At 67.0% G+C, this 21,565-nt stretch carries 25 protein-coding genes and 1 pseudogene; 10 read left to right on the top strand and 16 right to left on the bottom strand.

The window, feature by feature from the left end:
• Positions 1-71: 71 nt before the first annotated feature.
• From cysE to V6D00_03895, 4 genes and pseudogenes are all read right to left on the bottom strand, one after another.
• Positions 72-575 (bottom strand): annotated as a pseudogene (cysE, locus tag V6D00_03910) (serine O-acetyltransferase).
• A 7-nt stretch (positions 576-582) separates the two neighbouring features.
• Positions 583-1,563 (bottom strand): cysteine synthase A, encoded by a 981-nt coding sequence (gene cysK, locus V6D00_03905; GenBank protein ID HEY9898305.1) that lies wholly within the window; start codon positions 1,561-1,563, stop codon positions 583-585.
• An 80-nt stretch (positions 1,564-1,643) separates the two neighbouring features.
• Entirely contained in the window at positions 1,644-2,201 is a 558-nt protein-coding gene (locus V6D00_03900) for a cysteine dioxygenase family protein (protein ID HEY9898304.1), read from the bottom strand.
• A gap of 98 nt (positions 2,202-2,299) precedes the next feature.
• Positions 2,300-3,091 (bottom strand): hypothetical protein, encoded by a 792-nt coding sequence (locus V6D00_03895; protein HEY9898303.1) that lies wholly within the window; start codon positions 3,089-3,091, stop codon positions 2,300-2,302.
• Between the two features lie 119 nt (positions 3,092-3,210).
• On the opposite strand from V6D00_03895, the gene V6D00_03890 reads away from it, so the two are divergent.
• Positions 3,211-3,435: a hypothetical protein gene (locus tag V6D00_03890; GenBank protein HEY9898302.1), complete on the top strand. Its 225-nt coding sequence runs from the start codon at positions 3,211-3,213 to the stop codon at positions 3,433-3,435.
• Positions 3,436-3,499: 64 nt separating this feature from the next.
• On the opposite strand, the gene V6D00_03885 is transcribed toward V6D00_03890, so the two are convergent.
• Genes V6D00_03885 through V6D00_03875 form a run of 3 tightly spaced genes read right to left on the bottom strand, consistent with a single transcriptional unit; the run spans position 3,500 to position 5,447 of the window.
• Positions 3,500-3,868, bottom strand: coding sequence for a VOC family protein (locus V6D00_03885; protein ID HEY9898301.1), 369 nt, complete (start codon positions 3,866-3,868; stop codon positions 3,500-3,502).
• Positions 3,869-3,882: 14 nt separating this feature from the next.
• Positions 3,883-4,662 (bottom strand): enoyl-CoA hydratase-related protein, encoded by a 780-nt coding sequence (locus V6D00_03880; GenBank protein ID HEY9898300.1) that lies wholly within the window; start codon positions 4,660-4,662, stop codon positions 3,883-3,885.
• Positions 4,663-4,664: 2 nt separating this feature from the next.
• Positions 4,665-5,447: an enoyl-CoA hydratase-related protein gene (locus tag V6D00_03875; GenBank protein HEY9898299.1), complete on the bottom strand. Its 783-nt coding sequence runs from the start codon at positions 5,445-5,447 to the stop codon at positions 4,665-4,667.
• Between the two features lie 169 nt (positions 5,448-5,616).
• Between V6D00_03875 and V6D00_03870 the strand changes: the two genes are divergently transcribed.
• From V6D00_03870 to V6D00_03845, 6 genes are all read left to right on the top strand, one after another.
• Positions 5,617-6,690 carry an SIS domain-containing protein gene (locus V6D00_03870; protein ID HEY9898298.1) on the top strand — a complete coding sequence of 358 codons (1,074 nt, stop codon included), beginning with the start codon at positions 5,617-5,619 and terminating at the stop codon, positions 6,688-6,690.
• 14 nt (positions 6,691-6,704) lie between these two features.
• A complete protein-coding gene (locus V6D00_03865; protein ID HEY9898297.1) occupies positions 6,705-7,583 on the top strand; it encodes a class II fructose-bisphosphate aldolase in 879 nt (292 codons plus the stop codon).
• A gap of 216 nt (positions 7,584-7,799) precedes the next feature.
• Positions 7,800-9,362 (top strand): hypothetical protein, encoded by a 1,563-nt coding sequence (locus V6D00_03860; GenBank protein HEY9898296.1) that lies wholly within the window; start codon positions 7,800-7,802, stop codon positions 9,360-9,362.
• A 211-nt stretch (positions 9,363-9,573) separates the two neighbouring features.
• Complete coding sequence (locus V6D00_03855) at positions 9,574-9,867, top strand: hypothetical protein (protein ID HEY9898295.1); 294 nt, start codon at positions 9,574-9,576, stop codon at positions 9,865-9,867.
• A gap of 78 nt (positions 9,868-9,945) precedes the next feature.
• Positions 9,946-10,719, top strand: a complete 774-nt coding sequence (locus V6D00_03850; GenBank protein ID HEY9898294.1) for a hypothetical protein — start codon at positions 9,946-9,948, stop codon at positions 10,717-10,719.
• Positions 10,720-10,806: 87 nt separating this feature from the next.
• Positions 10,807-11,142, top strand: a complete 336-nt coding sequence (locus tag V6D00_03845) for a DUF559 domain-containing protein (GenBank protein ID HEY9898293.1) — start codon at positions 10,807-10,809, stop codon at positions 11,140-11,142.
• Positions 11,143-11,172: 30 nt separating this feature from the next.
• Here the strand turns inward: V6D00_03845 and V6D00_03840 are convergent, their stop codons facing one another.
• Together V6D00_03840 and kynA are read right to left on the bottom strand one after the other, a co-directional pair.
• The gene (locus V6D00_03840; GenBank protein ID HEY9898292.1) at positions 11,173-12,369 is read right to left on the bottom strand and encodes an aminotransferase class V-fold PLP-dependent enzyme; all 1,197 of its coding nucleotides are present in this window, start codon (positions 12,367-12,369) and stop codon (positions 11,173-11,175) included.
• Complete coding sequence (gene kynA, locus V6D00_03835) at positions 12,366-13,211, bottom strand: tryptophan 2,3-dioxygenase (protein ID HEY9898291.1); 846 nt, start codon at positions 13,209-13,211, stop codon at positions 12,366-12,368. The genes V6D00_03840 and kynA overlap by 4 nt, the downstream gene beginning before the upstream one ends.
• 127 nt (positions 13,212-13,338) lie before the next feature.
• Between kynA and hisC the strand changes: the two genes are divergently transcribed.
• A complete protein-coding gene (hisC, locus tag V6D00_03830) occupies positions 13,339-14,451 on the top strand; it encodes a histidinol-phosphate transaminase (protein ID HEY9898290.1) in 1,113 nt (370 codons plus the stop codon).
• A gap of 319 nt (positions 14,452-14,770) precedes the next feature.
• Here the strand turns inward: hisC and V6D00_03825 are convergent, their stop codons facing one another.
• From V6D00_03825 to V6D00_03815, 3 genes are all read right to left on the bottom strand, one after another.
• A complete protein-coding gene (locus V6D00_03825) occupies positions 14,771-15,493 on the bottom strand; it encodes a hypothetical protein (GenBank protein ID HEY9898289.1) in 723 nt (240 codons plus the stop codon).
• Between the two features lie 130 nt (positions 15,494-15,623).
• Entirely contained in the window at positions 15,624-16,367 is a 744-nt protein-coding gene (locus V6D00_03820; GenBank protein HEY9898288.1) for a hypothetical protein, read from the bottom strand.
• 53 nt (positions 16,368-16,420) lie between these two features.
• Complete coding sequence (locus tag V6D00_03815; GenBank protein ID HEY9898287.1) at positions 16,421-17,095, bottom strand: hypothetical protein; 675 nt, start codon at positions 17,093-17,095, stop codon at positions 16,421-16,423.
• A 275-nt stretch (positions 17,096-17,370) separates the two neighbouring features.
• On the opposite strand from V6D00_03815, the gene V6D00_03810 reads away from it, so the two are divergent.
• A complete protein-coding gene (locus tag V6D00_03810) occupies positions 17,371-18,048 on the top strand; it encodes a cyclodeaminase/cyclohydrolase family protein (protein HEY9898286.1) in 678 nt (225 codons plus the stop codon).
• Here the strand turns inward: V6D00_03810 and V6D00_03805 are convergent.
• Both V6D00_03805 and larC read right to left on the bottom strand, forming a co-directional pair.
• Positions 18,045-18,539: a bifunctional nuclease family protein gene (locus tag V6D00_03805; protein HEY9898285.1), complete on the bottom strand. Its 495-nt coding sequence runs from the start codon at positions 18,537-18,539 to the stop codon at positions 18,045-18,047. The two genes, V6D00_03810 and V6D00_03805, sit on opposite strands and share 4 nt — an antisense overlap.
• An 81-nt stretch (positions 18,540-18,620) precedes the next feature.
• Entirely contained in the window at positions 18,621-19,796 is a 1,176-nt protein-coding gene (larC, locus tag V6D00_03800; protein HEY9898284.1) for a nickel pincer cofactor biosynthesis protein LarC, read from the bottom strand.
• A gap of 229 nt (positions 19,797-20,025) precedes the next feature.
• Between larC and V6D00_03795 the strand changes: the two genes are divergently transcribed.
• Complete coding sequence (locus V6D00_03795) at positions 20,026-20,619, top strand: cupredoxin family copper-binding protein (GenBank protein HEY9898283.1); 594 nt, start codon at positions 20,026-20,028, stop codon at positions 20,617-20,619.
• A gap of 97 nt (positions 20,620-20,716) precedes the next feature.
• On the opposite strand, the gene V6D00_03790 is transcribed toward V6D00_03795, so the two are convergent.
• Both V6D00_03790 and V6D00_03785 read right to left on the bottom strand, forming a co-directional pair.
• Complete coding sequence (locus tag V6D00_03790) at positions 20,717-21,061, bottom strand: hypothetical protein (protein HEY9898282.1); 345 nt, start codon at positions 21,059-21,061, stop codon at positions 20,717-20,719.
• A 29-nt stretch (positions 21,062-21,090) separates the two neighbouring features.
• On the bottom strand, positions 21,091-21,399 hold the full coding sequence (locus tag V6D00_03785; GenBank protein ID HEY9898281.1) for a TrkA C-terminal domain-containing protein: 309 nt from the start codon (positions 21,397-21,399) through the stop codon (positions 21,091-21,093).
• Positions 21,400-21,565: the final 166 nt, after the last annotated feature.

The raw sequence follows: 21,565 nt of genomic DNA, 5'->3' as shown, positions 1-21,565 counted from the left end.
CCGTGGATGAAGTCCTCGAACTCCTGGGGCGTGGTGGTGCTCGGCTGCGCGACGGGCTGCCCCTTGATGACCACCACGCGGCCCGGAATGCCGACCACGGTGGCATGGTCGGGCACGTCGCGCAGCACCACCGAGTTGGCGCCGATCCTGGAATGGTTGCCCACTCTGATGTTGCCGAGGATCGCGGCCCCCGCGCCCACGACGACGTCGTCTGCGAGCGTGGGGTGGCGCTTGCCGGTGTCCTTGCCGGTCCCCCCGAGGGTCACCTGGTGGAAGATGACGCAGTCGTCGCCGACGACCGCGGTCTCGCCGATCACCACGCCCATCCCGTGGTCGATGAAGAGCCGCCGCCCGAGGCGGGCGCCGGGGTGGATCTCGACGCCGGTCAAGAAGCGGGCGACCTGCATGAGCAGGCGCGGCAGGATCGGCACGCCGGCGCGGTAGAGGGGATGCGCCAGGCGATGGAACAGCTGGACGTGAATCGAGGGGTAGCAGAGGAGGACCTCGAGCCAGTGCTTGGCGGCGGGATCCTTCTCGAGGACGGTGCGGATGTTTTCGATGAGCCGGGGTGCCACGCCTTGGTTACTTTCCTGTCGTTGCGCCGGTGGCCTCGAAGTTGTAGAGCGGCGTGCTGAGATACCGCTCGCCGCAACTGGGGAGGACCACGACGATGAGCTTGCCTTCGGCCTCGGGGCGCCGAGCGAGCTCGAGCGCCGCCGCGACGGCCGCCCCGCTCGAGATGCCGACCAGGATGCCCTCCTCGCGCGAGACGCGACGAGCGACTTCCATGGCATCCGCCGAGGAGACCCCCATGATCTCGCCAAGCGAGCGATCGCGCAAGCCCGCAAGCAGGGTCTGGTCGAAGACGCCGGGGACGAAGCCCGCCCCGATGCCCGCGATCTTGTGGGTGCCGGAGGCTCCGCCCGCGAGGACGGGGCTCTCGGAGGGCTCGACGGCGACGTAGCGCAGGCCGGCCTTGAGAGGGTGCAGGGCGCGGTAGATGCCGGTGATGGTGCCGCCGGTGCCGACGCCCGAGATCACGTAGTCGACCTGGCCGTCGGTGTCCTCCCAGATCTCGCGGGCGGTCGTCTCCTCGTGGATCCTGGGATTCGAGGGGTTGTCGAACTGGCCGAGAATGTGGGCGTCCGGGGTCCCGGCGAGCAGCTCCTCGGCCGCGGCGATGGCGCCCTTCATGCCCTTGGCGCCCTCGGTCAGGACGAGCTGCGCCCCGTAGGCCTTGAGCAGCGCCCGGCGCTCCAGGGACATGGTCTCGGGCATGGTCAGGACGAGCTTGTAGCCTTTGGCCGCGGCCACCATGGCGAGGGCCACGCCGGTGTTCCCGCTCGTCGGCTCGATGAGGGTCGTGCGGCCGGGAGCGATCAGGCCCTTGGCCTCGGCGTCGGCGACCATCGCGATCCCGATGCGGTCCTTGACCGAGCTGGAGGGGTTGTAGAACTCGACCTTGCCCACGACGCGGGCGCGCGTGCCGGTCTGGAGCTTCTTGAGCTCGACCAGGGGGGTCTTGCCGAAGCGCTCGGTGATGCTGGGGGCGATGTTCGCCATGGGGAGGCCTCCTTCTGTGTGAACTAACTAAATGTTAGTCCATTGCGTGATCGCAAGCAACCTCCCGGGGAATCGGGCGGTCAGCTCGTCGGCGGCAGGTCGCCGTCGCTGAGGTAGCGCATGGGCTTGCGGTAGGCCGTGCCGGTCTCCAGGTCGAAGACGTCCATCTCGTCGAGGGGGCCGGCGTAGAAGTGCAGCGAGACGAGGCGCGAGCCGGGGCCGCCGGCGTTGCCCAGGCGGTGGATCATCTCGACCGGGGCTCCGGCGATGCCGGAGTCCGGCTGCAGGTCGCGGGTGTGGGCCAGGGCGAGGCGATCGCCCTCGACCCGGCGGAAGATCTCCTCGCGCATGCGGCCCTCGACGATCACCACCATCCCGAAGGATCGGCCGTGGTTGTGGACGCTGGTGCGCTGGTCGTCCTGCCAGCACATGCAGACCGCCTCGAAGAGGTCGTTCTTGAACAGGAGGTTGCGGGCGTAGGCGTCCGGGCAGAACTGAATCCGGCCCTCGAAGAGGTCGGGGGTGAGGACGAGCCTCTCAACCAGGGCCGTCAGCTCGCTCAGGCCGAAGGTCTCGGGGGTGTGGCGCGCCGCCTCGGCGAGAAACTGATCCCAGCTCAACGGGGTGGAGGTCGGCATGCCCGGCGGGTCCTCTCTCGGCGCAACAGGAAGGGGGGAAAACGATCCGTGACCATTTTCCCCCGCAATCCCTCGCTTGTCCAACCGGAGGCTCTCCCCTAGTGCCAGGGGTTCTTCGCCTTGTCGAGGAAGCGCCGGGCTTTCTGGGCCTCGGGGGACTGGGGCGCCTCCTTGATGATCCCCTGGAGGATGCGCTGGCCCTTCTCGAACCGCCTGCGATCGGGCGCGCCCCAGGTGAAGCCCGAGGCGTACAGGTAATCCCATCCGATGGCGAGCTTGGCGGCGAGCCGGTACTTGCTCCTGGGGTATTGCTTGAGGAACCGCTCGTGGCGGCTGGCGTCGATCAGCGCGGGGTCCACGCTCAGGTCGTGCTCGCCGTCGTCCTCGCGCGGGATGAGGCGCCAGGCGGCCTCTTCGGCCAGGGGGTGGCGGGGGAAGCGATTGACCAGCAGCTTGTAGGCGACGCCGTCCGAGCGGTAGCGCCCGCGCGGGTCGAAGTACTGGAAGGAGGCGTAGCGCTGGGCCGCCCAGCGCTGCTCCTTGCGAAGATAGGGCAGCCAGCTGGGGCTCCTGGGATCGAGCCGCGATCGCTTCCAGTAGCGGTCGTTGATCCCCTGGACGTAGACCTCGGAGGTCTCTGCGAGCATCATCAAGAGGGCGGGAGCGGCGGGGTCCGAGCGGAAGGTGGGCTTGCCGATCTGGATCGCGAGGATCTCGATGGCAGGATGGACCTGCTTGGCCTTGAGCGCGGCCTGCGCCCGGGCGATCGCCTGGGCGGCCTTCAGCTCCGGTGCGCGCGCGCCGGCCGGGGCCGCCATGATCAGGTAGGCGGCCCCGATGGACGCGATCGCGCGCGCGCTGCGACGTATGGCTCCATGGCGGCTTGACATAAGATCATCATTCCCCGGTAGGTGTGAACTGGATGCGATCAATCTATCAAATGAATATTAAGTCGGTGTGACAAGTCTCTCGGGCCGGGTACAGAAGCCTGGAAGGAGGCGGTTACCCGATGCGCGAACGCAAGCTCACCCTGTTTCACTGCCCTCACGAAGGCCATACCGTGCGGGTCACCTACCTGAACCAGATGGACCACTGGAAGCGCAGGCCGGTCCACCAGGCGATCCAGCACTGCAGCTACAAGACCGAGCAGCTCTGCAAGGTCGATCTCTACCCGCCCTCGGGCGAGTCGCAGTGCCCCGCGGTGCAACTGGCCAACCGCAACCAGTTCCGCTAGCCAGATAGGCGATGCCCCCCACCTGAACGGAAAGGTGGGGGGCATCGGCATTGGTGCGGAAGAACTAGCTCGTCTGCTCGATGAAGCCGAGCAGGTTGCCGTCCGGATCCTGGAACTTGGCGAGCTTGTTGAAGGGCTGGTCCAGCTCCTTGGCGACGAAGGCGACGCCCTTGGCCTCCAGCTTCTCGATCATCGCCTGGATGTCGTCCACCGCGAAGTCGATGGTGACGGCCATGCCGTTCTTGCGCGCCTCGGCGGGCATGTACTGAAGGCCGAAGGTCATCGCGCCCATCTCGAACTCGGTGATGGCCGGGTTGGACGAGAGGACGCTGAAGCCCAGCACGTCGCGGTAGAACGCGACCGAGCGATCCATGTCGCTCACGAAGATAAGGACGCTCTGGATGCTCTTCACCATGGGGGTCTCCTTGATCATTGCGATCTCCTCTACTACTGACCCGTGAACGCGGGGGGACGCTTGGCGATAAAGGCGCTGACGCCTTCCTTGAAATCCTGGGTGCGGCCGGCGATCTCCTGCAGGTGGGCCTCGTAGTCCAGCTGGTCGCCGAGCGAGTGGTCGTAGGCGCGCTCGAAGGCACGCTTCATCAGGCCGATGGCCCTGGTGGGGGCCTCGGCGAGGCGCGAGGCGAGCGCGAGGGCCTCGGCTTCGAGCCGATCCGCGGGCACCACCCGGTTGACCAGCCCGAGGCGCAGGGCCTCCTGGGCGTCCACCTTGTCGCCGAGCGCCGCGAGCTCGAAGGCCTTGGCGAGCCCGACCAGGCGGGGCAGCAGCCAGGTGCTGCCGGCGTCGGGCACCAGGCCGATCCGGACGAAGACCTCGATGAACGAGGCGTTGTCGGCTGCCAGGCGCAGGTCGCAGGCGAGCGCGAGGCTCATTCCCGCCCCCGCCGCGACCCCGTTGACGGCCCCGACGATGGGCTTGTTCATCTGGCGCATCTGGAGGATGAGCGGGTTGTAGAGCTCGCGCAGGTTGTCGCCGAGGCCCGTCTCGGACTTGCTCGCGTCCGCCAGGTCCTGCCCCGAGCAGAAGCCGCGGCCGCTTCCCGTCAGGACCACGGCGCGGACCGCGGGGTCCTTGTCGGCGCGCTTGAAGGCGTCGAGCAGCTCGCGCTTCATGCGGTCGGTCATGGCGTTGAGGACGTCGGGCCGCTCGAGCGAGATCCTGGCGACGCGAGCGTCCAGGACCTCGTAGGCGATGGTCTCGTACATCGCTACTTGCCCTTCCAGGTGGCGGGGCGCTTCTCGACGAAGGCGCGCATGCCCTCCTTCTGGTCCTCGGTGCCGAAGAGCATGCAGAAGTTCTTGCGCTCGAAGGCGAGCCCCTGCGAGAGGAAGGTGTCGAAGGCCCTGTTGATGCTCTCCTTGCCCAGTCGGACGGCGACGGGCGCGCGGCCCGCGATGTCGGAGGCGAGCTTCATGGCCTCTTCGAGGAAGAGCTCCGCGGGCACGACGCGGTTGACGAGCCCCCGGGAGAGGGCCTCCTGGGCGTCGAGCTGGCGGCCGGTGAGGACCATCTCCATCGCGAGCACCTTGCCGAGCGCGCGGGTCAGGCGCTGGGTGCCGCCGGCGCCGGGGATGACCCCGAGGCTGACCTCGGGCAGGCCGATCCGGGTGGTCTCGGAGGCGACGACCATGTCGCACATCATCATGAGCTCGGCGCCGCCGCCCAGGGCGAAGCCGCTCACGGCGGCGATCACGGGCTTCTGCATGTGGGCGACGCGGTCCCACACCGCGAGGAACGCATGCTGGCTCATCTCGACCATCGAGGCCTCGGCCATGACCTTGATGTCCGCGCCTGCAGCGAAGGCGCGCTCGCTGCCCGCGAGGACCATCGCTCCGATGGCGTCGTCGCGGTCGAAGGCGTCGAGGGCCTCGACCAGCTCGCCCAGGAGCTCGGGCGAGAGGGCGTTGAGGGCCTTGGGGCGATTGAGGGTGACGACCCCCACCCGTCCTTCGCGCGTCACCAGGATGTTCTCGTACGTCTTTGCTTCCATCGTGTTCCGTTCTCTAGCGTGATGAGGGCTTCGGCGAATGCGCCATGATATGGATGCGCCGAGCGAGCTGTCAAATCGCCCGGCGCCTGGCTGCGATCGCCCGTGGTATAATGAGCCACGACAGGCGAGCGAGCCCGCCACGGCGGCACATCGGGGGGAGACGCCCTTCTTGCACGGCGAGCATACCATTCGCGAGATCTTCGCTCAGCCCGACCTCTGGCAGCGCGTCAGGGAGGGCCTCGGCGCCGAGCTGGACTCTTTCTCCTTCGACGAGGGGCAGGAGGTCATCTTCACCGGCTGCGGCAGCTCGTATCACCTCGCCGAGACGGGGGCCAACCTCTTTTCGCAGTGGACGGGCCTGCGCGCGCGCTTCGTGCCCGCTTCCGAGCTCGTCCTCTACCCCGAGCTCACCTTCCGAGACCGTGATCGCGTCGCGCTGGTCGCCCTCTCGCGCACCGGCACCACCTCCGAGGTGCTGCAGGCGGTCGAGGCCTTTCGCGAGCGCCGGGCCCAGGGTCGCGTCGCGGGCCCCCTCTATGGCGTCACCTGCACCGGCGAGAGCCCCCTGGCCGGGGCGTGCGATCGCGCCCTCCTCATCCCCGCGCGCGAAGCCAGCGTGGTCATGACCCAGGCCTTCACGGGGACCCTGCTCGCGCTCGCGCTGTGGGCCCTGGCCGTGCGGCCCGATGCCGAGCGCGCGGCGGCCCTTGCCGCGGCCGTGCGCCAAGCCGAGGCCCCGTTGCGCCAGAGCGATGCCCTGAAGGCCGTGGCGGAGCTTCCGGTGAAGCACTTCGTCTTCCTGGGCGGGGGCCTGCTGCATGCGATCGCGCGCGAAGGGGCCCTCAAGCTCCAGGAGATGGCCCTCGAGCCCTCGGCTATCGCCTACCACGCCCTGGAGTACCGCCACGGCCCCAAGTCCACGGTGGGGCCCGACACCCTGGTGACCATGCTGCTGACGGGCGTGGGCGCCTCCTACGAGGCCGTCCTCCTCGACGAGCTCAAGGGCCTCGGGGCGCGGACGCTCGTCATCGCAGGGGCCGACCAGGCCGCAATCGCCGCGCGGGCCGATCATCACTTCCTCTGTGACGCGGGGTTGGCCGCAGGCGCTCTCGAGGCGCCCAGCGACGCGTCGCGCGCCCTGCTCTACACCCCCATCCTTCAGCTCCTGGCTTATCACCGCTCGGTGCGCAACGGGGCCGACCCCGACGCGCCGCGTCACCTCAGTCGATCCGTCATCCTCTGATCTTTGGAGGCCGCATGCCGCTCGTCAACGCCACACCGATCCTTCAGGCCGCGCTCAAAGGCCGCTACGCCATCGGGGCCTTCAACGCCCACAACATGGAGTTCGTCCAGGGCATCATCCGGGCGGCCGAGGACCTCTCGGCCCCGGTGTTCCTCCAGGTCTCGGCGCGGGCCATCCACTACGCCGGCCTGCGATCCATGGCCTCCATGGTCCGCGCCGCCGCCCAGGAGGCCCGCGTCCCGGTCGCCATGCACCTGGACCACGGCGACTTCGACCTCAACCTCAAGAGCCTGGTCGCGGGCTTCACCTCCTTGATGTTCGACGGCTCGGCCCTGCCCTTCGCCGTCAACGTCGAGGAGACGCGCCGCATCGTCGAGGCCGCGCACGTCATGGGGATCCCGGTCGAAGGGGAGCTGGGCCACTCGGGCGGCAAGCCCAACGACGTGGTGGGCAACGCCTCGGACTACACCGACCCCGACGCCGCCGAGCGCTTCGTCACCCTCACCGGGGTGGACAGCCTCGCCGTCACCGTGGGGGCCATCCCCAAGCTCCTCGAGAAGCGGCCGCAGCTCGACATCGAGCGCATCAGCGCCATCCGCCACGCCGCGGGGGTGCCCCTGGTGCTTCACCACTCCTCGAGCATCCCCGACGACGAGGTCCGCGAGGCCGTCGCGCAGGGCATCTGCAAGATCTCGGTCGCCTCCGAGCTGAACCGCGCCTTCACCGACGCCCTGCGCCAGGCGGCCGCCAAGGACCCCGACCAGATCGACCCGCGGCCCATGCTGGGCGCCGGCCGCGCCGCGATCAGCGAGGTGGTCCGCGAGAAGATCCGCCTCTACGGTTCGGCCGGCAAGGCCGACGAGGTCGCGTCGGGTGCGATCGCGGCGCGCTGAGATCTTTTTCGGGCCGTATGTAAACGGATGCCGGGTCGATTCGTCGGCCCGGCATCCTTCATTTTCGCCGCTCGGCGGGTTCGGGCCGACGCAACATCTCGACATCTATCGCAAGAATATTGCGGGTTTGAGGCGGGTAGGACAGGTGAGACGAAGAATCATTGCGGAAGTTTGTCCGCTCGTTACGTTCCGACAAGAAAGGACACCCTCACTCGCATGTTCCATAAGCGTCCCAAGGTTGCCATGATGCTCGCCCTCTCCACCCCGATCCTCATGCTCGCCGGCTGCGGCGTGGCCCCCGGCGTCCTGGTGCCTGGCGGCGGCAGCGTCGAAGGCTTCGGCGGGCACGTCCCCACCCTGGCCGCGCAGGAGCCGGCCCTCGAGGCCGGAGCCGTGGGCTACAAGATCCACGTCAACGAGACCACCCACCCCTCGAACAGCTTCGTGCTCGCCACCAACCGCAACCACACCACCGACTACTTCCCCAACGCCAGCGCGAAGATCGCGAAGCTCAAGGAGCTGCGCCCGAGCTGGGGCCAGGGCAAGTACATGTACCGGCTCGGCCACGGCCCGACCGACGGCCGCCTCGACTACGACTACATGACGGGCTACCACTTCGAGAAGCACTGGGACAAGAACGGGGGCTACCCCTACGACGACGTCCGCAACGGCCTCAAGGAGGCCAACGACCTCGACGCCGAGCAGCTGCATGTCGTGAACTTCGGCACCGGCGACGCGCAGGAGGCCGGACGCTTCGTCAGCTACCTCAACAACCCCGACGACGCCAACCGCAAGGCCCACCCCTTCCCGGTGCAGGGCGCCAAGTACTTCGAGATCGGCAACGAGATCAGCTGGTCCATGGTGCGAGGTCACGGCCAGTACGCCGCCAACGAGACCCAGTACGCCAGGCGCGCCAAGGAGTTCGCCCAGGCCATGCGCAAGGCGAGCCCCACCCCCATCAAGATCGGCGCGGTCGCCTCGACCAACTCGAACTTCCGCTGGGAAGGCGGCGGCGCCGAGGGCGAGGTCGTCAAGAACATCCTCCAGACCATGGGCGCCGACGTGGACTTCCTCATCTACCACGGCTACCCGAGCTGGCCGCTCAAGAACGAGGGGGACGCCAAGACCCTGATGGCCCAGAACGCCTGGAACGACAGGCTCCTGTCCGAGAAGATCGAGCCGGCCATCAAGCAGTACGCCTCCCACCCGGTCCAGATCGCGAACACCGAGTTCTTCACCGAGCAGTACGGCAACTCCAAGCAGGCCCGCGGCCTCTTCGGGGCGCTCTACTCGGCCGACACCGTGACCCTGGCGCTGAACCACAACATGCTCGTCGCCAACCAGTTCTGCTTCGACCACGGCGATTCGGCCGACGCTGCCTTCTTCTACGGGGGCGATCCCAGCCGCGTGACGCCGATCTTCATGTTCCAGCAGATGCTGTCCAGGCACTGGGGCGACCAGCAGGTCAAGGTGACCCCGCAGGGCATCCCCACGACCCAGGTCAACGACCTGTCGATGCCGAACCTCGGCATCACCGCCTCCAAGGGGCGTGACGGCAAGGTCTACGTGATGGTCACCAACCGCACGCAGGCAAGCGCCGTCTCGGCGAAGCTCGCGATGGGCTTCACCCCCAAGCAGGCGACCGCCTACCAGCTCACCGGCACCGCCGGCTGGGATTCGGGCGAGGGCCAGGTCAAGATGGAGACCAAGGCCGCCAACCTCAGCGGCGCCTACAGCTTCCCGGCCGCGTCGGTGACCATCCTCGAAGTCACCCCGTAGCCGCACGCAAAGACGCGCCCCCCTCGCTCGGCGAGGGGGGCGCGTCTTCGCGCATCCAACAAAACCAGGCATGTTACGGCCATTGGCCGCCGTGGGCGGCTCGAGCGCCTGCGGCTAAAACGGCAGGAACAGTATTGTTGGACGCTCTTTTTGGATTGCCGGGGACGCTCGGTGGGTTTAATACCATGACCCCCACCAGAGAGGATCACCCATGTTCGACCACCTGAAGACCCCCGAAGACATCGACGCGTTCCTGGCCCAGCAGCGCGTGACCCTGAGCGAGCCCGAGTGGCGCCGGATGGTCGGCGAGCTCGCCGAGGAGATGGCCGCTCGCGGCGTCACGCCGATCGAGCAGATCCTCCAGAAGATCCGCGTGTACAAGCGGGCGACGGACCAGCTGGAGCTGCCGGCGGAGTTCGACCCCATCGGCGAGGTCGACGACGCCAAGGCCCAGGCGCGAGGGTGGCACGTCCTGAGGGGCGGTCGCGAAGAGGGCGATCGCTGAGCGCCCGGCACGTTGCGCGAACGAGGCGAGCGAGGTAAGCTGACAGCATTCGCCGCCATTTCGTCGTAGGAGGATCCCGTGCGTTCGCTCTCGCTGTCCGCCTTGTTGTTGCTTGGGCTGGGCCTTCCCGCTCATGCCTTCCCGACGGCCGTCGTGAACGTCCCGACCGCCGGGGTGACCCCCTTCAAGTCGTATCACCTGGGCACCTACCACTACCTCAAGCCCAGCATGCTCTCGACTCCCGAATCGCCCTATCTCTTCGAGGGTTCGTTCGTGGGCGGGGTCCTGCCCTTCTACGAGCTGGCGCCGGGGGTCGAGTCGGGGGCGCTCGAGGTGGGCGTCGACCTGATGTACCCCTTCCCCGGCTCGCCCGATCCCAGCAGCTCGCCCATGCCCCTGCAGCCGCACTTCAAGCTGGGGGTGCTGCGCGAGACCGAGACGCTGCCGGGGCTCGCCCTCGGCGCCTACAGTGTCAGCCTGCCGAGCCTCGAGTACTCGCAGAACGTCCTTCACTTCACGGCCACCAAGTGGCTGTCATGGAACGAGATGGACCTGGGCCAGTTCACCATGGGGCTGTACCACGCGAACCCCGCCGCGGTGGGGGGCGACAGCAACGGCTGGATGGCGGGTTACTTCCGCAACCTGCCCCTGAACCTCTACGTGATGGGGGACTACACGAGCGGCGGCACGCACATCGCGGGGAACCGCCCGCTCGGCGGGGCCAACGCCGCGATCGGCTACAGCATCAACGACCGCATCAGCCTCACGGGGGGCTACTACGTCTCGGGCAGCGGCCGCTCCGAGGACCGGGCCTTCCTCTTCATCGACTGGGTCGGCGACCTTCCCCTTTGATCTCCCCCCTGGTCTCCCCGCCCCCCGGTGGGGCGGGGTCGGGGGTGGGGGGATCTCATCAAGTTCCTTGTTCGTCGGAGGTGCCACATGGACCTCACGCCAAGAGCAAAAGAACTCCGCCACAATCTCACCGACGCTGAGCGCAAGCGCTGGCGCGCCCTGCGCTTCGAGAGTCTCGGCGCCAAGTTCAGGCGCCAGGTCCCGCTTGGGAACTACATCGTTGATTTCGTCTGCCTCGATGTGTCCTTGATCGTCGAGGTGGATGGCAGTCAGCACCTGGAAAACGAATACGACCGCCAGCGTGACGCGTGGCTCGGTGATCAGGGCTTTCGCGTGCTGAGATTCTGGAACAACGAGGTGCTCGGCAATCTCGACGGGGTGGTGGAAACCATAAGGAACTTGATTGGATCCCCCCACCCCTAACCCCGCCCCACCGGGGGGCGGGGGATCTCGTTACAGGGATTGAATCGTTTCGGCTAGCTTTTCGGCCGCGATTCGCAGCTCATCGGCGGTGTTCGCCACGTCGGGGCAGAGCCTGAGCGACGTGTGGCGCGCGTCCGTGTTGACCCCCCGCGCCATGAGGCGCTTGGCGATCTCGACCGCCCGGGGGTGCGAGAAAACCACGAAGGCGCCCTGGTCCTCGCGCGCGCCACGGGCCTCGATGCCGCGCTCGGAAAGCGCCCCGACCAGGATCGACTGCTGGTGCAGCGAGTAGGTCCGGATTCGCGAGGGACCCAGCTCGCACACCAGCTCCAGCCCGGCCTTGGCCTGGTAGATCGGCAGGATCGCCGGCGTCGACTCGAGGAACGCATCTCCCCCCTCGCCGAACAGGGGAACCTCGGGGCGCTGGTAGCCGAAGGGCTCGCGCTTGGCGAACCAGCCCGTGTCGAGGGTCGTCAGGGCACCGTCCAGGTGACGGGGGTGAACGTACAAGTAGCAGGCCCCGGTGCCGCCGCGCAGGTACTTGTAGCACCCCCCGACGGCGAAGTCGGTGTCGAGGGCCGCCACGTCCACCGGCATGGCGCCGACGGCATGGTAGAGGTCGATGAGCACCTTCGCGCCGTGGGCATGGGCGCCCTTCACGAGGCGATCGAGTCCCGTCACGACCTGGCCCGAGACGAACATGACCTGCGAGACGACCACCAGGTCCGTGCGCTGGTCGATCGCAGCCAGGAGATCATCGACATGGAACCGGCCCTCGGCGTCGGGCTCCACGTAGACCAGCTCCAGGCGGCCGTGCTGCCGGTAGACCTTGAGGATGAAGTCGAGGGAGTCGAACTCGCCGCGGGTGGTGACCACCCGGATGGGGCGATCGAAGGTGTTGAGCACCGCGCGCAGGCCCTGTCCCGCGCTGGTCTTGGGGACCACGCTGTCCGGCCGGGGCGCGTTGATGAGGTGCGCAAGACGCGCGCGGTAGGCCGTGATGGCCTCGACCCACGGATCCCATGCGCCGTTCAGGTCCCGGTACCACGCGTCGAGGGCCTCTTGCACGTCCGCGGCGGTCCGATCCAAGGGACGTCCGAGCGAGTGGTTGGCCAGGTAGATCTCGGAACGCGAGAGCGCGCGAGAGAACAGCGGATGAACGTGGTCGACCAGCGCCTGCTCGCTCAGCGGACCGGGGCCCAGGGCATGGACGGCGGCCCTGATCATCGGGCTCCGATCTCCGTGCGGACGTCGAAGAGCTCCGGGAAGAAGGTGAGGTCGAGGGCGCGCTGCAGGAAGCCGACGCCCGACGAGCCGCCGGTGCCGCGCTTGAAGCCGATGGTCCGCATGACGGTCCGCATGTGCCGGAAGCGCCAGAGCTGGAACTGCTCCTCCACGTCCACCAGCTTCTCGCACATCTCGTAGGCGTCCCAGTAGCGCTGGGGATCCTCGTAGATCTGCTTGAACACGGGGATCAGCTGCTCGTTGCGCCGGTAGGGCTGCGACCAGTCCCGCTCGAGGCACTCCTCGGGCACGGCCAGGCCGCGGCGGCCGAGGTAGCGCAGGAACTCGTCATAGAGGCTCGGCGCATGAAGGATCTCGCTCAGGAGCGCGTGCCACTCGGGCGCGTAGCTGAAGACCTGGATCATGTCGGCGTTCTTGTTGCCGAGGATGAACTCGATGGCCCGGTACTGCGGGGACTGGAAGCCGGAGGCGTTGCCCAGCACGCCGCGGAACTCCGCGTACTCGCTGGGGGTGAGGGTCGCGAGCACCCCCCACTGGTCGAAGAGCTGCGCCTGGATGTTCTTGACGCGCGTCAGCACCTTGAAGCAGGGGTCGAGCTTGTCGTCCCGGATGAAGGCGATCGCCGCCTGCAGCTCGTGCAGGATGAGCTTCATCCACAGCTCCGAGGTCTGGTGCTGGATGATGAACAGCATCTCGTCGTGGTGCATGGGGTCGCTCAGGGGCTTCTGGGCCCCCAGCAACTGGTCCAGGCAGAGGTAGCCCGCGTAGGTCATGCGATCGCGAAGATCGAGTTCGATGCCCTTTTCCAACTCTCGCTTATTCATGGTTCGCACGCTATCAGACTCGATCCGAGCTGTCAACGCGAGGGAAAATGGCCGCCAGCCGCGCGGGTGCTATAATTGACGTATCGTCGCAGGCCGAAAGCCCATGCCTACCGGAGAGACAGCGCTCATGAATCCCCACCCCATCACCCGCACCCAGCTCGTGCCTCGCAACATCGAGCAGCTCGTCCCCTACAAGGCGGGCAAGCCCATCGAAGAGGTGCAGCGTGAGTACGGCCTCGAGCGGGTCTACAAGCTCGCCTCGAACGAGAACCCGCTCGGTCCCTCGCCCAAGGCCCTCGACGCCATTCGCGAGACCCTCTCTCACCTTCACCTCTACCCGGACGCCGCGGGCTTCGCCCTGCGCTCGGGCCTTGCCGAGACGTACAAGGTCAAGCCCGAGAACGTCATCCTGGGCGCCGGGTCGGAAGGCATCCTCGCGACCATCGTGCGGACCTTCCTCCACGGCAACGAGGAGGTCCTGACCTCCGAGGGGACGTTCATCGGCTTCATGGTGCTCGCCAAGGCGCAGGGCGTGCCCATCGTGACGACCCCGCTCAAGGACTACGCCTACGACCTGGACGCCATGATCCGGGCGATCACGCCCTGGACGAAGCTGGTCTACCTGGCCAACCCCAACAACCCGACGGGGACCCACTTCAACCGCGAGACCTTCGAGCGCTTCCTGGCGGCGGTGCCCCCCCACGTCATCATCGTCCTCGACGAGGCGTACTACGAGTTCGTGGGAGACGGCTACGACTACCCCGACTCGATGCTCTACCGGGCGGACAACGTCATCACCCTGCGGACCTTCTCGAAGGCCTACGGCCTTGCCGGCATCCGCATCGGTTACGGCCTCGGCCACGAGAGCCTCATCTCGCAGATCTCCAAGGTCAAGCTCCCCTTCGAGGCGGGGGCCCCCGCCCAGGCCGCGGGCCTCGCGGCCCTGGGCGATCACGCGTTCCTCGCGCGGACCCTCGAGAACAACCGTCAGGGTCTCGCCATGCTGCGCGCGGGCTTCGAGCGCCTGGGCGTCAAGCACGTTCCGAGCGTCACCAACTTCATCATGCTCGATCTGGGCACCGAGGACGAGGTGACGCGGATCTACGAGGCGCTCTTGACCCGGGGCATCATCGTGCGCCCACTGAAGGGCTTCGGCTTGCCGCACTGCCTGCGGGTGAGCGTGGGCCTGCCGGAAGAGAACGAGGCCTTCCTGAAGGCCTTCACGGAGCTGGTGGGCTAGAGACGGAAGGGGAAGCGCGTCGCGCTTCCCCTTTTTTGCGTCAAGCATGTCATTGCTGGATCTAACGTCTGCCTGAAACCTCCCCGCCCCCCGGTGGGGCGGGGTCGGGGGTGGGGGGATCTAACCGATCCGAGCCTCCAGCCGAAAGCATGAGGAACTTGATCATATCCCCCCACCCCTCACATCTAACAATACCAGGCATGTGTTGTGGTGGCCGCTGTAAGCGGCTTGATGGAACGGTTTCGTTAGACGTTCACCCTAGCCCCGCCCCACCGGGGGGCGGTGAATCAAGCGAATGCCAATCTCTACCTCGACCTGCTTAGCGGGCCAGGGTGAAGGGCACCCACTTGGTCTGGCCGTAGAAGCCGGCCCCGCCGAAAGTCGTTCCGGCCTTGCGGAACTTGATCTGGTAGTAGTGCTTGCCGGCCGCGCGATCGGCCCCGGTCGGGGTGTTCGTCTCGCTGCCTTCCTTCCCGTTCCAGCTGAAGCTGGTGGTGCTGGCCCAGGCCGACGACCACTTCACGCTCTTGTTGCCGTCGGCGACGGCGACCTGGTACTCGGCCCCTGATGCGTTGCTGTTCGCGGCGAAGCCGAACGTGCTCGTGCCGGCCGTGAAGGTGGAGTTGGGCGCGATGCTCGGTGAGAACGCCCACTTCACGTCGAAGTTGATGGTCGCAGGCGAGTCCTTGGCCTCGGAGACGTAGGCACCGACCGTGTTGACGGTGGCGTCGGTGACCTCCTGGCCGCCGTCGTCGTAGAAGGCCTGGTACTTGCCGCTGCTGAGCGTCGTGTCGGTGAAGGCATAGTTGCCGGCGTTGCTGGTCTTGGTGGTCTGGGTGAGCTTCTGGTAGGCCGAGCCGTCGAACTTCTTGAGGCCGACGGTGAGCTCCTGGCCGGGATCCGCGGCGCCGAAGGTGATCCGGCCGCTGACGATCTGCGAACCGGGAGTGATCCCTGGGACGGTCGTGGTGGGGCAGCCTGCCAGCGCGCTGGTCCCGATGGCGCCCGCCAGGGCAATCCCAAGCTTGTGCTGAAGCTTCATCTCGCTCTCCTCATGGGGGTGGGGCGAGTCCATACGATAGGGGAAGCTCGGGCAGGAGCATCGGGCCAATTGCATGAAGAATCGGCCGCGCGATTGTCGCGCGGCCGATCGAGGATGAGAATGGGTTCGACTAGCGGGTGACGAAGAAGGGCACCCACTTGGTCTGGCCGTAGTAGCCTTCCTTGCCGTAGGTGGTGCCGGGCTTCTGGAACTTGATCTGGTAGAAGTGACGGCCGACGCCGGTGTAGGCGGTGCTGGGGGCCGCGACGGCGGTGCCGCGCTTGCCGTTCCAGGTGAAGCTGGTGGTCTTCACCCAGTTGGAGGACCAGACGGCCTTCTTGTCGTTGTCGGCGAGCAAGATCTGGTACTCGGCGTCCGAGTGGGCGGGCAGCGCCTTGAAGCCGAAGGTGTCGGCGCCGCCGACGCGGAAGGTGCCCTCGGGCTTGATGGTGGGGGTGAAGTCCCAGCTCACGTCGAAGCTGATGCTCGCGGCCGGGGTGCTGGCCGAGGCGATCTCGACGGCCTCGGAGTTGTAGACGCCGACCGTGTTGACGGTCGGATCGGTCACGTCCTCACCCTGGTCGTCGTAGAACACCTGGTACTTGCCGTCCACCAGGCGAGCAAAGCCGTAGTTGCCCTTGGTGTCGGTGGTCGTGGTGTTGGTCAGCTTCTGGAAGTTGGCGCCGTCGAAGCGCTTGATGCCGAGCAGGAGCTGGTTGCTGGGCTCGGCGTTGTTGAAGGTGATCCGACCGTCGACCTGGGGCTTGTCGGCGGGGGGGGTGGTGCTGAAGGGCAGCTGGGCGCAGCCGTAGAGGGCGACCATGAGGCCGGCCGCCACGGGCAGCATGTGTCCGAGCTTGATCTGGAATTTCATCGAGCGACTCTCCTTATTCAATCAATCAAAAAACGGTAGCGAGCGCGTACTCGCTAGAAGGTGCTGAAATTCCAGTTGGTGGAACCGGTCGCGCCCTCGGAGAAGACCGTCATGTTGACGCCGTCGACGTTCGCAAGCGACGTGGTGGCGATCGCCGTGCCAGTCTTCCAGAGGCCCGCAGTCACCGCGACCGGCGCGTACTGCGTGTCCGTACGGCCCCACTGGACGAAGTCCTTCATGTTGGCCGACGCAGTGGCGATGCGGCTGTCGAACAGCCCAAGGCCGCCGCCCCGGCTGTACTGCACGCCGATGTTGCTGGCGATCCGTGCCTGGCCGACCAGCGGAGTGTACCCAAGGTCCATGATCACTCGCTTGGTGGCACCGGCGCTGATGGTGGCGTCGTTGGCGGCGAAGACGAGGGACGAGGTCGCGACGTTGTCCGAGACGGCGCCGTCGGGGTGATAGGCGAGTACGTAGTTCGTCATGTCGACGTCCGCATCGGTCAGGTTCTTGATGTAGACCTCGTGGTTACCGAACCCAGGCGAGCCTGCGCGCGTGTTGAAGGTCAGCTTGTTGAAGATCAGGCGAGCCTTGGTCGCGACCATCGGGTGTTCTTCGGTGGGGGCGACCTGCGGGTTGCCGAAGCCGGGGATGCCGGTGCAGCCGGCGAGCGCGATGAGAGAGAGGGCGCCGGCGAGGGCCAGGGCCTGTTTCGAATTGAGGTTCATCAGGACAATGTCTCCTTGTTCAACTGGCATGCGTCATTGGCCGAATTTGATATTGGTTAAGCATGAAAAAATCGAAAATTATATCCATCTTAGCCAATATTTATAAAAGTATCAACCTGGCGATCCGAGATCGGGTGCGTCCGCACCGGCGATCGCTGCATGGCAGGGGGGATTCGGAAGCCACTGAACCGTGTGTGGTATAATGGTCGATGCTTCGGGCGATTCTGACCTCGTAAGTCGCCCGTCCTTCTTCGAGAAACGTGAGCATTAGTCCTTTGGAACATCTGGAGAACCTGCCCTCGTACCGCTACCCGGTCGAGGACCTGCTCAAGGAGCTGGCCGAGGTGCCCCCCCCCGGCGCCTGCGGCGCTGCCTCGTGGCTTTGCGCCATCGCTTCGGCCCTGGTGGCCAAGGTGGCCCGCATGACCATCGGTCGCGAGGGCTTCGAGCCGGTCGAGGAGGAGATGCGTCGCATCCTGGCGCGCGCGACCACCATCGGCGATCAGAGCGAGGAGCTCATCGACCAGGACCCCACCGTGATGAACCGCCTGGCGGCGGCGGCGGCCCTGCCGCTGACCACCCCGGAAGAGCAGGATCTCCGCCACACCCTGGTGCAGAGCGCGCTCAAGAACGCGGCCCAGGCGCCCATGCTCATCGCCCAGAACGGCCAGGAGATCTTCAACCTGGCCGAGTCCGTCTTCCGCTACGGGGTGCCCAGCGGCGCCACCGAGGCCATCCTCGCGGTCCGCACCGCCGTGGCCGCCATCGACGGGGCGCTGCTCGCGGGCCTCGCCAAGGCCGCCAAGATCGAGGACGAGGCCTTCACTGCCGAGCTGCGCGAGAAGGCGATCGCCATCCGCTCCCACGTCAAGGCCACCGAGACCGCCCTGATGGACCGGGCCATGACCCGGCATTTGTTGAACAGCGAGGGGCTCGGGGCGTCCAACGCCTAGGACTGCCCGCCGAACTTCCCGAAATCGCTGGGCTTCACGTTCTCGAGGAACTTCTTGAACTGCTCGGCCTCTTCCTCCTCGTCGCGATTCTGGTTGATCGGGACCGCGCTGTCGGCCATGACCTTCTCGGCCACGAAGATGGGGGCGCCGAAGCGCAGGGCCATGGCGATGGCGTCACTCGGCCGCGCGTCGATCACCCGGGTCTCGCCCGCCACCTCGAGCTCGAGCTCGGCGAAGTAGGTGCTCTCGCGCATGTCGTTGATGCGCACCTCTTTGATCGGGGCCGCGAGGGCTTCGAGGGCGTCGCGGAAGAGGTCGTGGGTCAGCGGGCGCGGGGTCTTGATCCCCTCGTGCGCGAGCAGGATGGCGTTGGCCTCGGGCTCGCCCACCCAGATGAGCAGGGCGCGCTGCTCGTCCTCGTCCTTGAGCACCACGATGGGGGACTTGGTCTTCGGCTCGAGGATGACCCCCGAGAGCGTCATTTCCACCATGGGGCGGCTCCTTCCTGCGTGGGGACCCGGCCATGATACGAGCCGGGGCATGCGCTGTAAAGCGGCATGCCCCTCGCCTCGTCACCCCGCACGTCCCGTCTGCTGGAGGGCCTGCGAGAGGGTCGCCTGCCACACGGTCTTGAGCGGCACTCCCTGCTTCTTGGCGGCCGAGACGCAGTCCTTGTACTCGGGCATCAGGTTGGTGATGGCGCCCATCTGGCGGGCCACCTTGACTCGGATGGGGCCGAAGTCCGTCGAAATGGACATGATCTCACGATCGAGCATCCGGCGCTCGGCCTGGTAGGTCCGCACGCCGACGCTCGGGGTCTCGGCGAAGATGATGTCGGTGATGAGCTCCTGCTTGTCGGGAGCGACCAGGGCCGTGAGCTTGATGCCCGAGCGGCCGCGCTTCATCACGATGGGGGTCAAGAAGACGTCGAGCGCGCCGGCCTCGAAGAGGCGATCCACCACGTACTCGTGGAACTGGGGGTTGGCGTCGTCGATGTTCGTCTCGACCACGCCGACGGTCTCGCGCTGCTCGGCCTCCTCGGCCTCGGCGGCACCCGTCAGCACCCGGCACATGGGGGCCTGGCGCCCGGATCCGACGCCCCAGCCCTGGCTCGAAAGGTGCATGGAAGGCAGCTTGCCGGCGTCGCGGCAGAGGGTGCTGAGCATGGCGGCCGCGAGCGGGGTGAGCTGCTCGCCGGTCTCGCCGTTGTCGCAGACGGGGATGCCCGCGAGCAACTCCACCACGACCGGAGCGGGGACGGGCATCAGGCCCTGGGGGGTCTTGACCGTGCCGCTGCCGAGGGGCAGCGCGGAGCAGCAGAGCCGGGTGAGGCCGAGCTGGTCGAGCGAGAGGATGAAGGCGACGACGGTGGCGATCGCCGTCATGCTGCCCGCCTCGTGCATGATGACCCGCTCGGGGGAAAGGTCCTGCAGGCGGCCGTGCGCGAGCGCGAGGCGGTGGAACACGCGCAGCGCGCGCTCCTGGACGCCGGTCTCGAGCTTGCTCTTGAGGATGACGCCCGCCACCTCGCGCATCTCGCGCTTGATGGCGTCGTCCTTGGCCTTGAGGGTCACCCGGGTGGCCGCGACGCCGCGGTCGCGATCGCGCGTCACCGTCAGCGCGCACCCGTCGCCGAGGCCCGCGAGGTCCGCGCGCAGCCGCTCGGGGTCGGCGCCCGCGTCGATCAGGGCGCCGAGCAGCATGGTCTCGGTGGCGCCTTGGAAGCAGTCGAAGTAGGCCGTTCGCATGGGGGGGCTCCAGGGGGGCGATGCGCTTGCATCTTCCTGGATACCATAACGCTTCGCCGCGCGGCTGTGACGGATGCCCGGCGAGGCTTGGGCGAAGGGTTGAAACGAGCCATTTTCGTCGAAAGATTGGGGCCGGTGACGCATGGTCCATTGCGCTCGCTGCTCTATGGTGGGCCGGTGGAACGGCACTGGTCCGAGCGACCGATCTTTCTTCCGTGAAGGAGGCCCCATGCCCAAGAACAGCCTCTTGAGCGTCGCGATGCTCGCCTTGCTCGCGACCACGGCCGGCTGCTCCCAGCCGCTACCTGGCGCTTTTGAGACGCACGCGCGTCTCGACGCGGGAGCGGGCGGCGGCACGTACCAGGTCCAGCAACGCGGCGACCGAGACCGAGACGGCCGGGGCGACAGGGACGGCCGGCGCGACCGTGACGGCCGGCGCGATCGCGACGATCGAGACCGCGATCGCGAGCGCCGCCGCACGATCATCGTGACGCCCTACTTCGGCTACCCGTACTACACCCCCGACGTCATCCCCTACCGGGGCGTGGACTACGGCCCCATCCAGGTCGCCATCCGGACCTACCAGTTCCTCCCGGCGACCATCCAGGTCCCGGTCGGCGGCACGGTGATCTGGTACAACCAGGACTCCGTGGCCCACACCGTCACGCATCCGCTCGAAGGCGGGGTCTCGACCATCGGGGCCTTCGACGGGGTCCTTCCGGTCGGCGGCAGCTACTCGTTCACCTTCAACGCGCCCGGGGTGTTCGAGTATTACTGTCGCTTCCATCCCTCCATGCGCGGCACCGTGAGGGTCGGAGGCTAGGGGCCTAAGCGCGTCTTGCCTGAATCGATCGTCCGCCTGAGTCCTCCCCGCCCCCCGGTGGGGCGGGGAATCAAGCGGACACTTCATTTCGAGCTACTTAGAGCACTTCCTTGGTCCGGAGGAAGCGCTCGAAGACGAGATACGCCGCGAAGAGGGCGCCCCCCGTCACCAGCAGGCCCACGTCGCTCACGACGAGCGCCAGGAGCTCGGGGACGAGCGCCAGGTGATGGAGGATGATGAGCAGGCTGCGCAGGGCGAGCGCCCCCGAGGCGATCAAGAAGCAGGTGACGATCCCGCTCAGCAGCCCCGAGCCGAGGAGGCGCCTGATCCGCGTGGCGATCAGGCACCCCACGGCGAAGGCCGAAAAGGCCAGGAAGAACGTGATGAGATTGAGGAGGAGGGCCGCGGAACGCCAGCCCCCCACTTGGACGAATGTTTCCACGCCTTCATTATAACGGATTAAGGCTGGGATTATGAGGCCAGTCGCGTCAGCACGTCGCGCAGCTCCCCTTCCGAGTGCTCATCCACGACCGCGAAGAGCTGATCCCACGGCTTCAGCGCCGTGTCGCCCCGCGGATAGAGCACCGCGTCGTCCCTGATCAGCAGAACCAGCACGCAATCCCTGGGGAGCGCCAGTTCCGGCACGTGTTTTCCCGCCGCTTCGCTCATGGGCGACAGCTTGATGCTCACCAGCTTCAACCCGGTGTGACTCAGCGACTGAAGCGTGACGAGATCCCGCGCCGTGAACGAATCGGTGAAGGGGGCCCATACGTCGTACATCGTCGTACTCCTTTCCTGCGTTGGCTCCACGTTCAGGAGTATGTCAAAGCAGGATAAAACCCTCTTTCCGCCCGGATAAAGCCGGTGTTAAACGCAAGGACGCCGGCGGGCCACTGGCTCGCCGGCGTCCTGGGACGTCAGGGGACTTACATCGATCGGCGGTACT

The organism is Pantanalinema sp. (genome assembly GCA_036704125.1).
In the GTDB taxonomy this organism is placed as follows: Bacteria; Cyanobacteriota; Sericytochromatia; order S15B-MN24; family UBA4093; genus JAGIBK01.
This window is presented reverse-complemented; position numbering and strand designations above follow the sequence as displayed.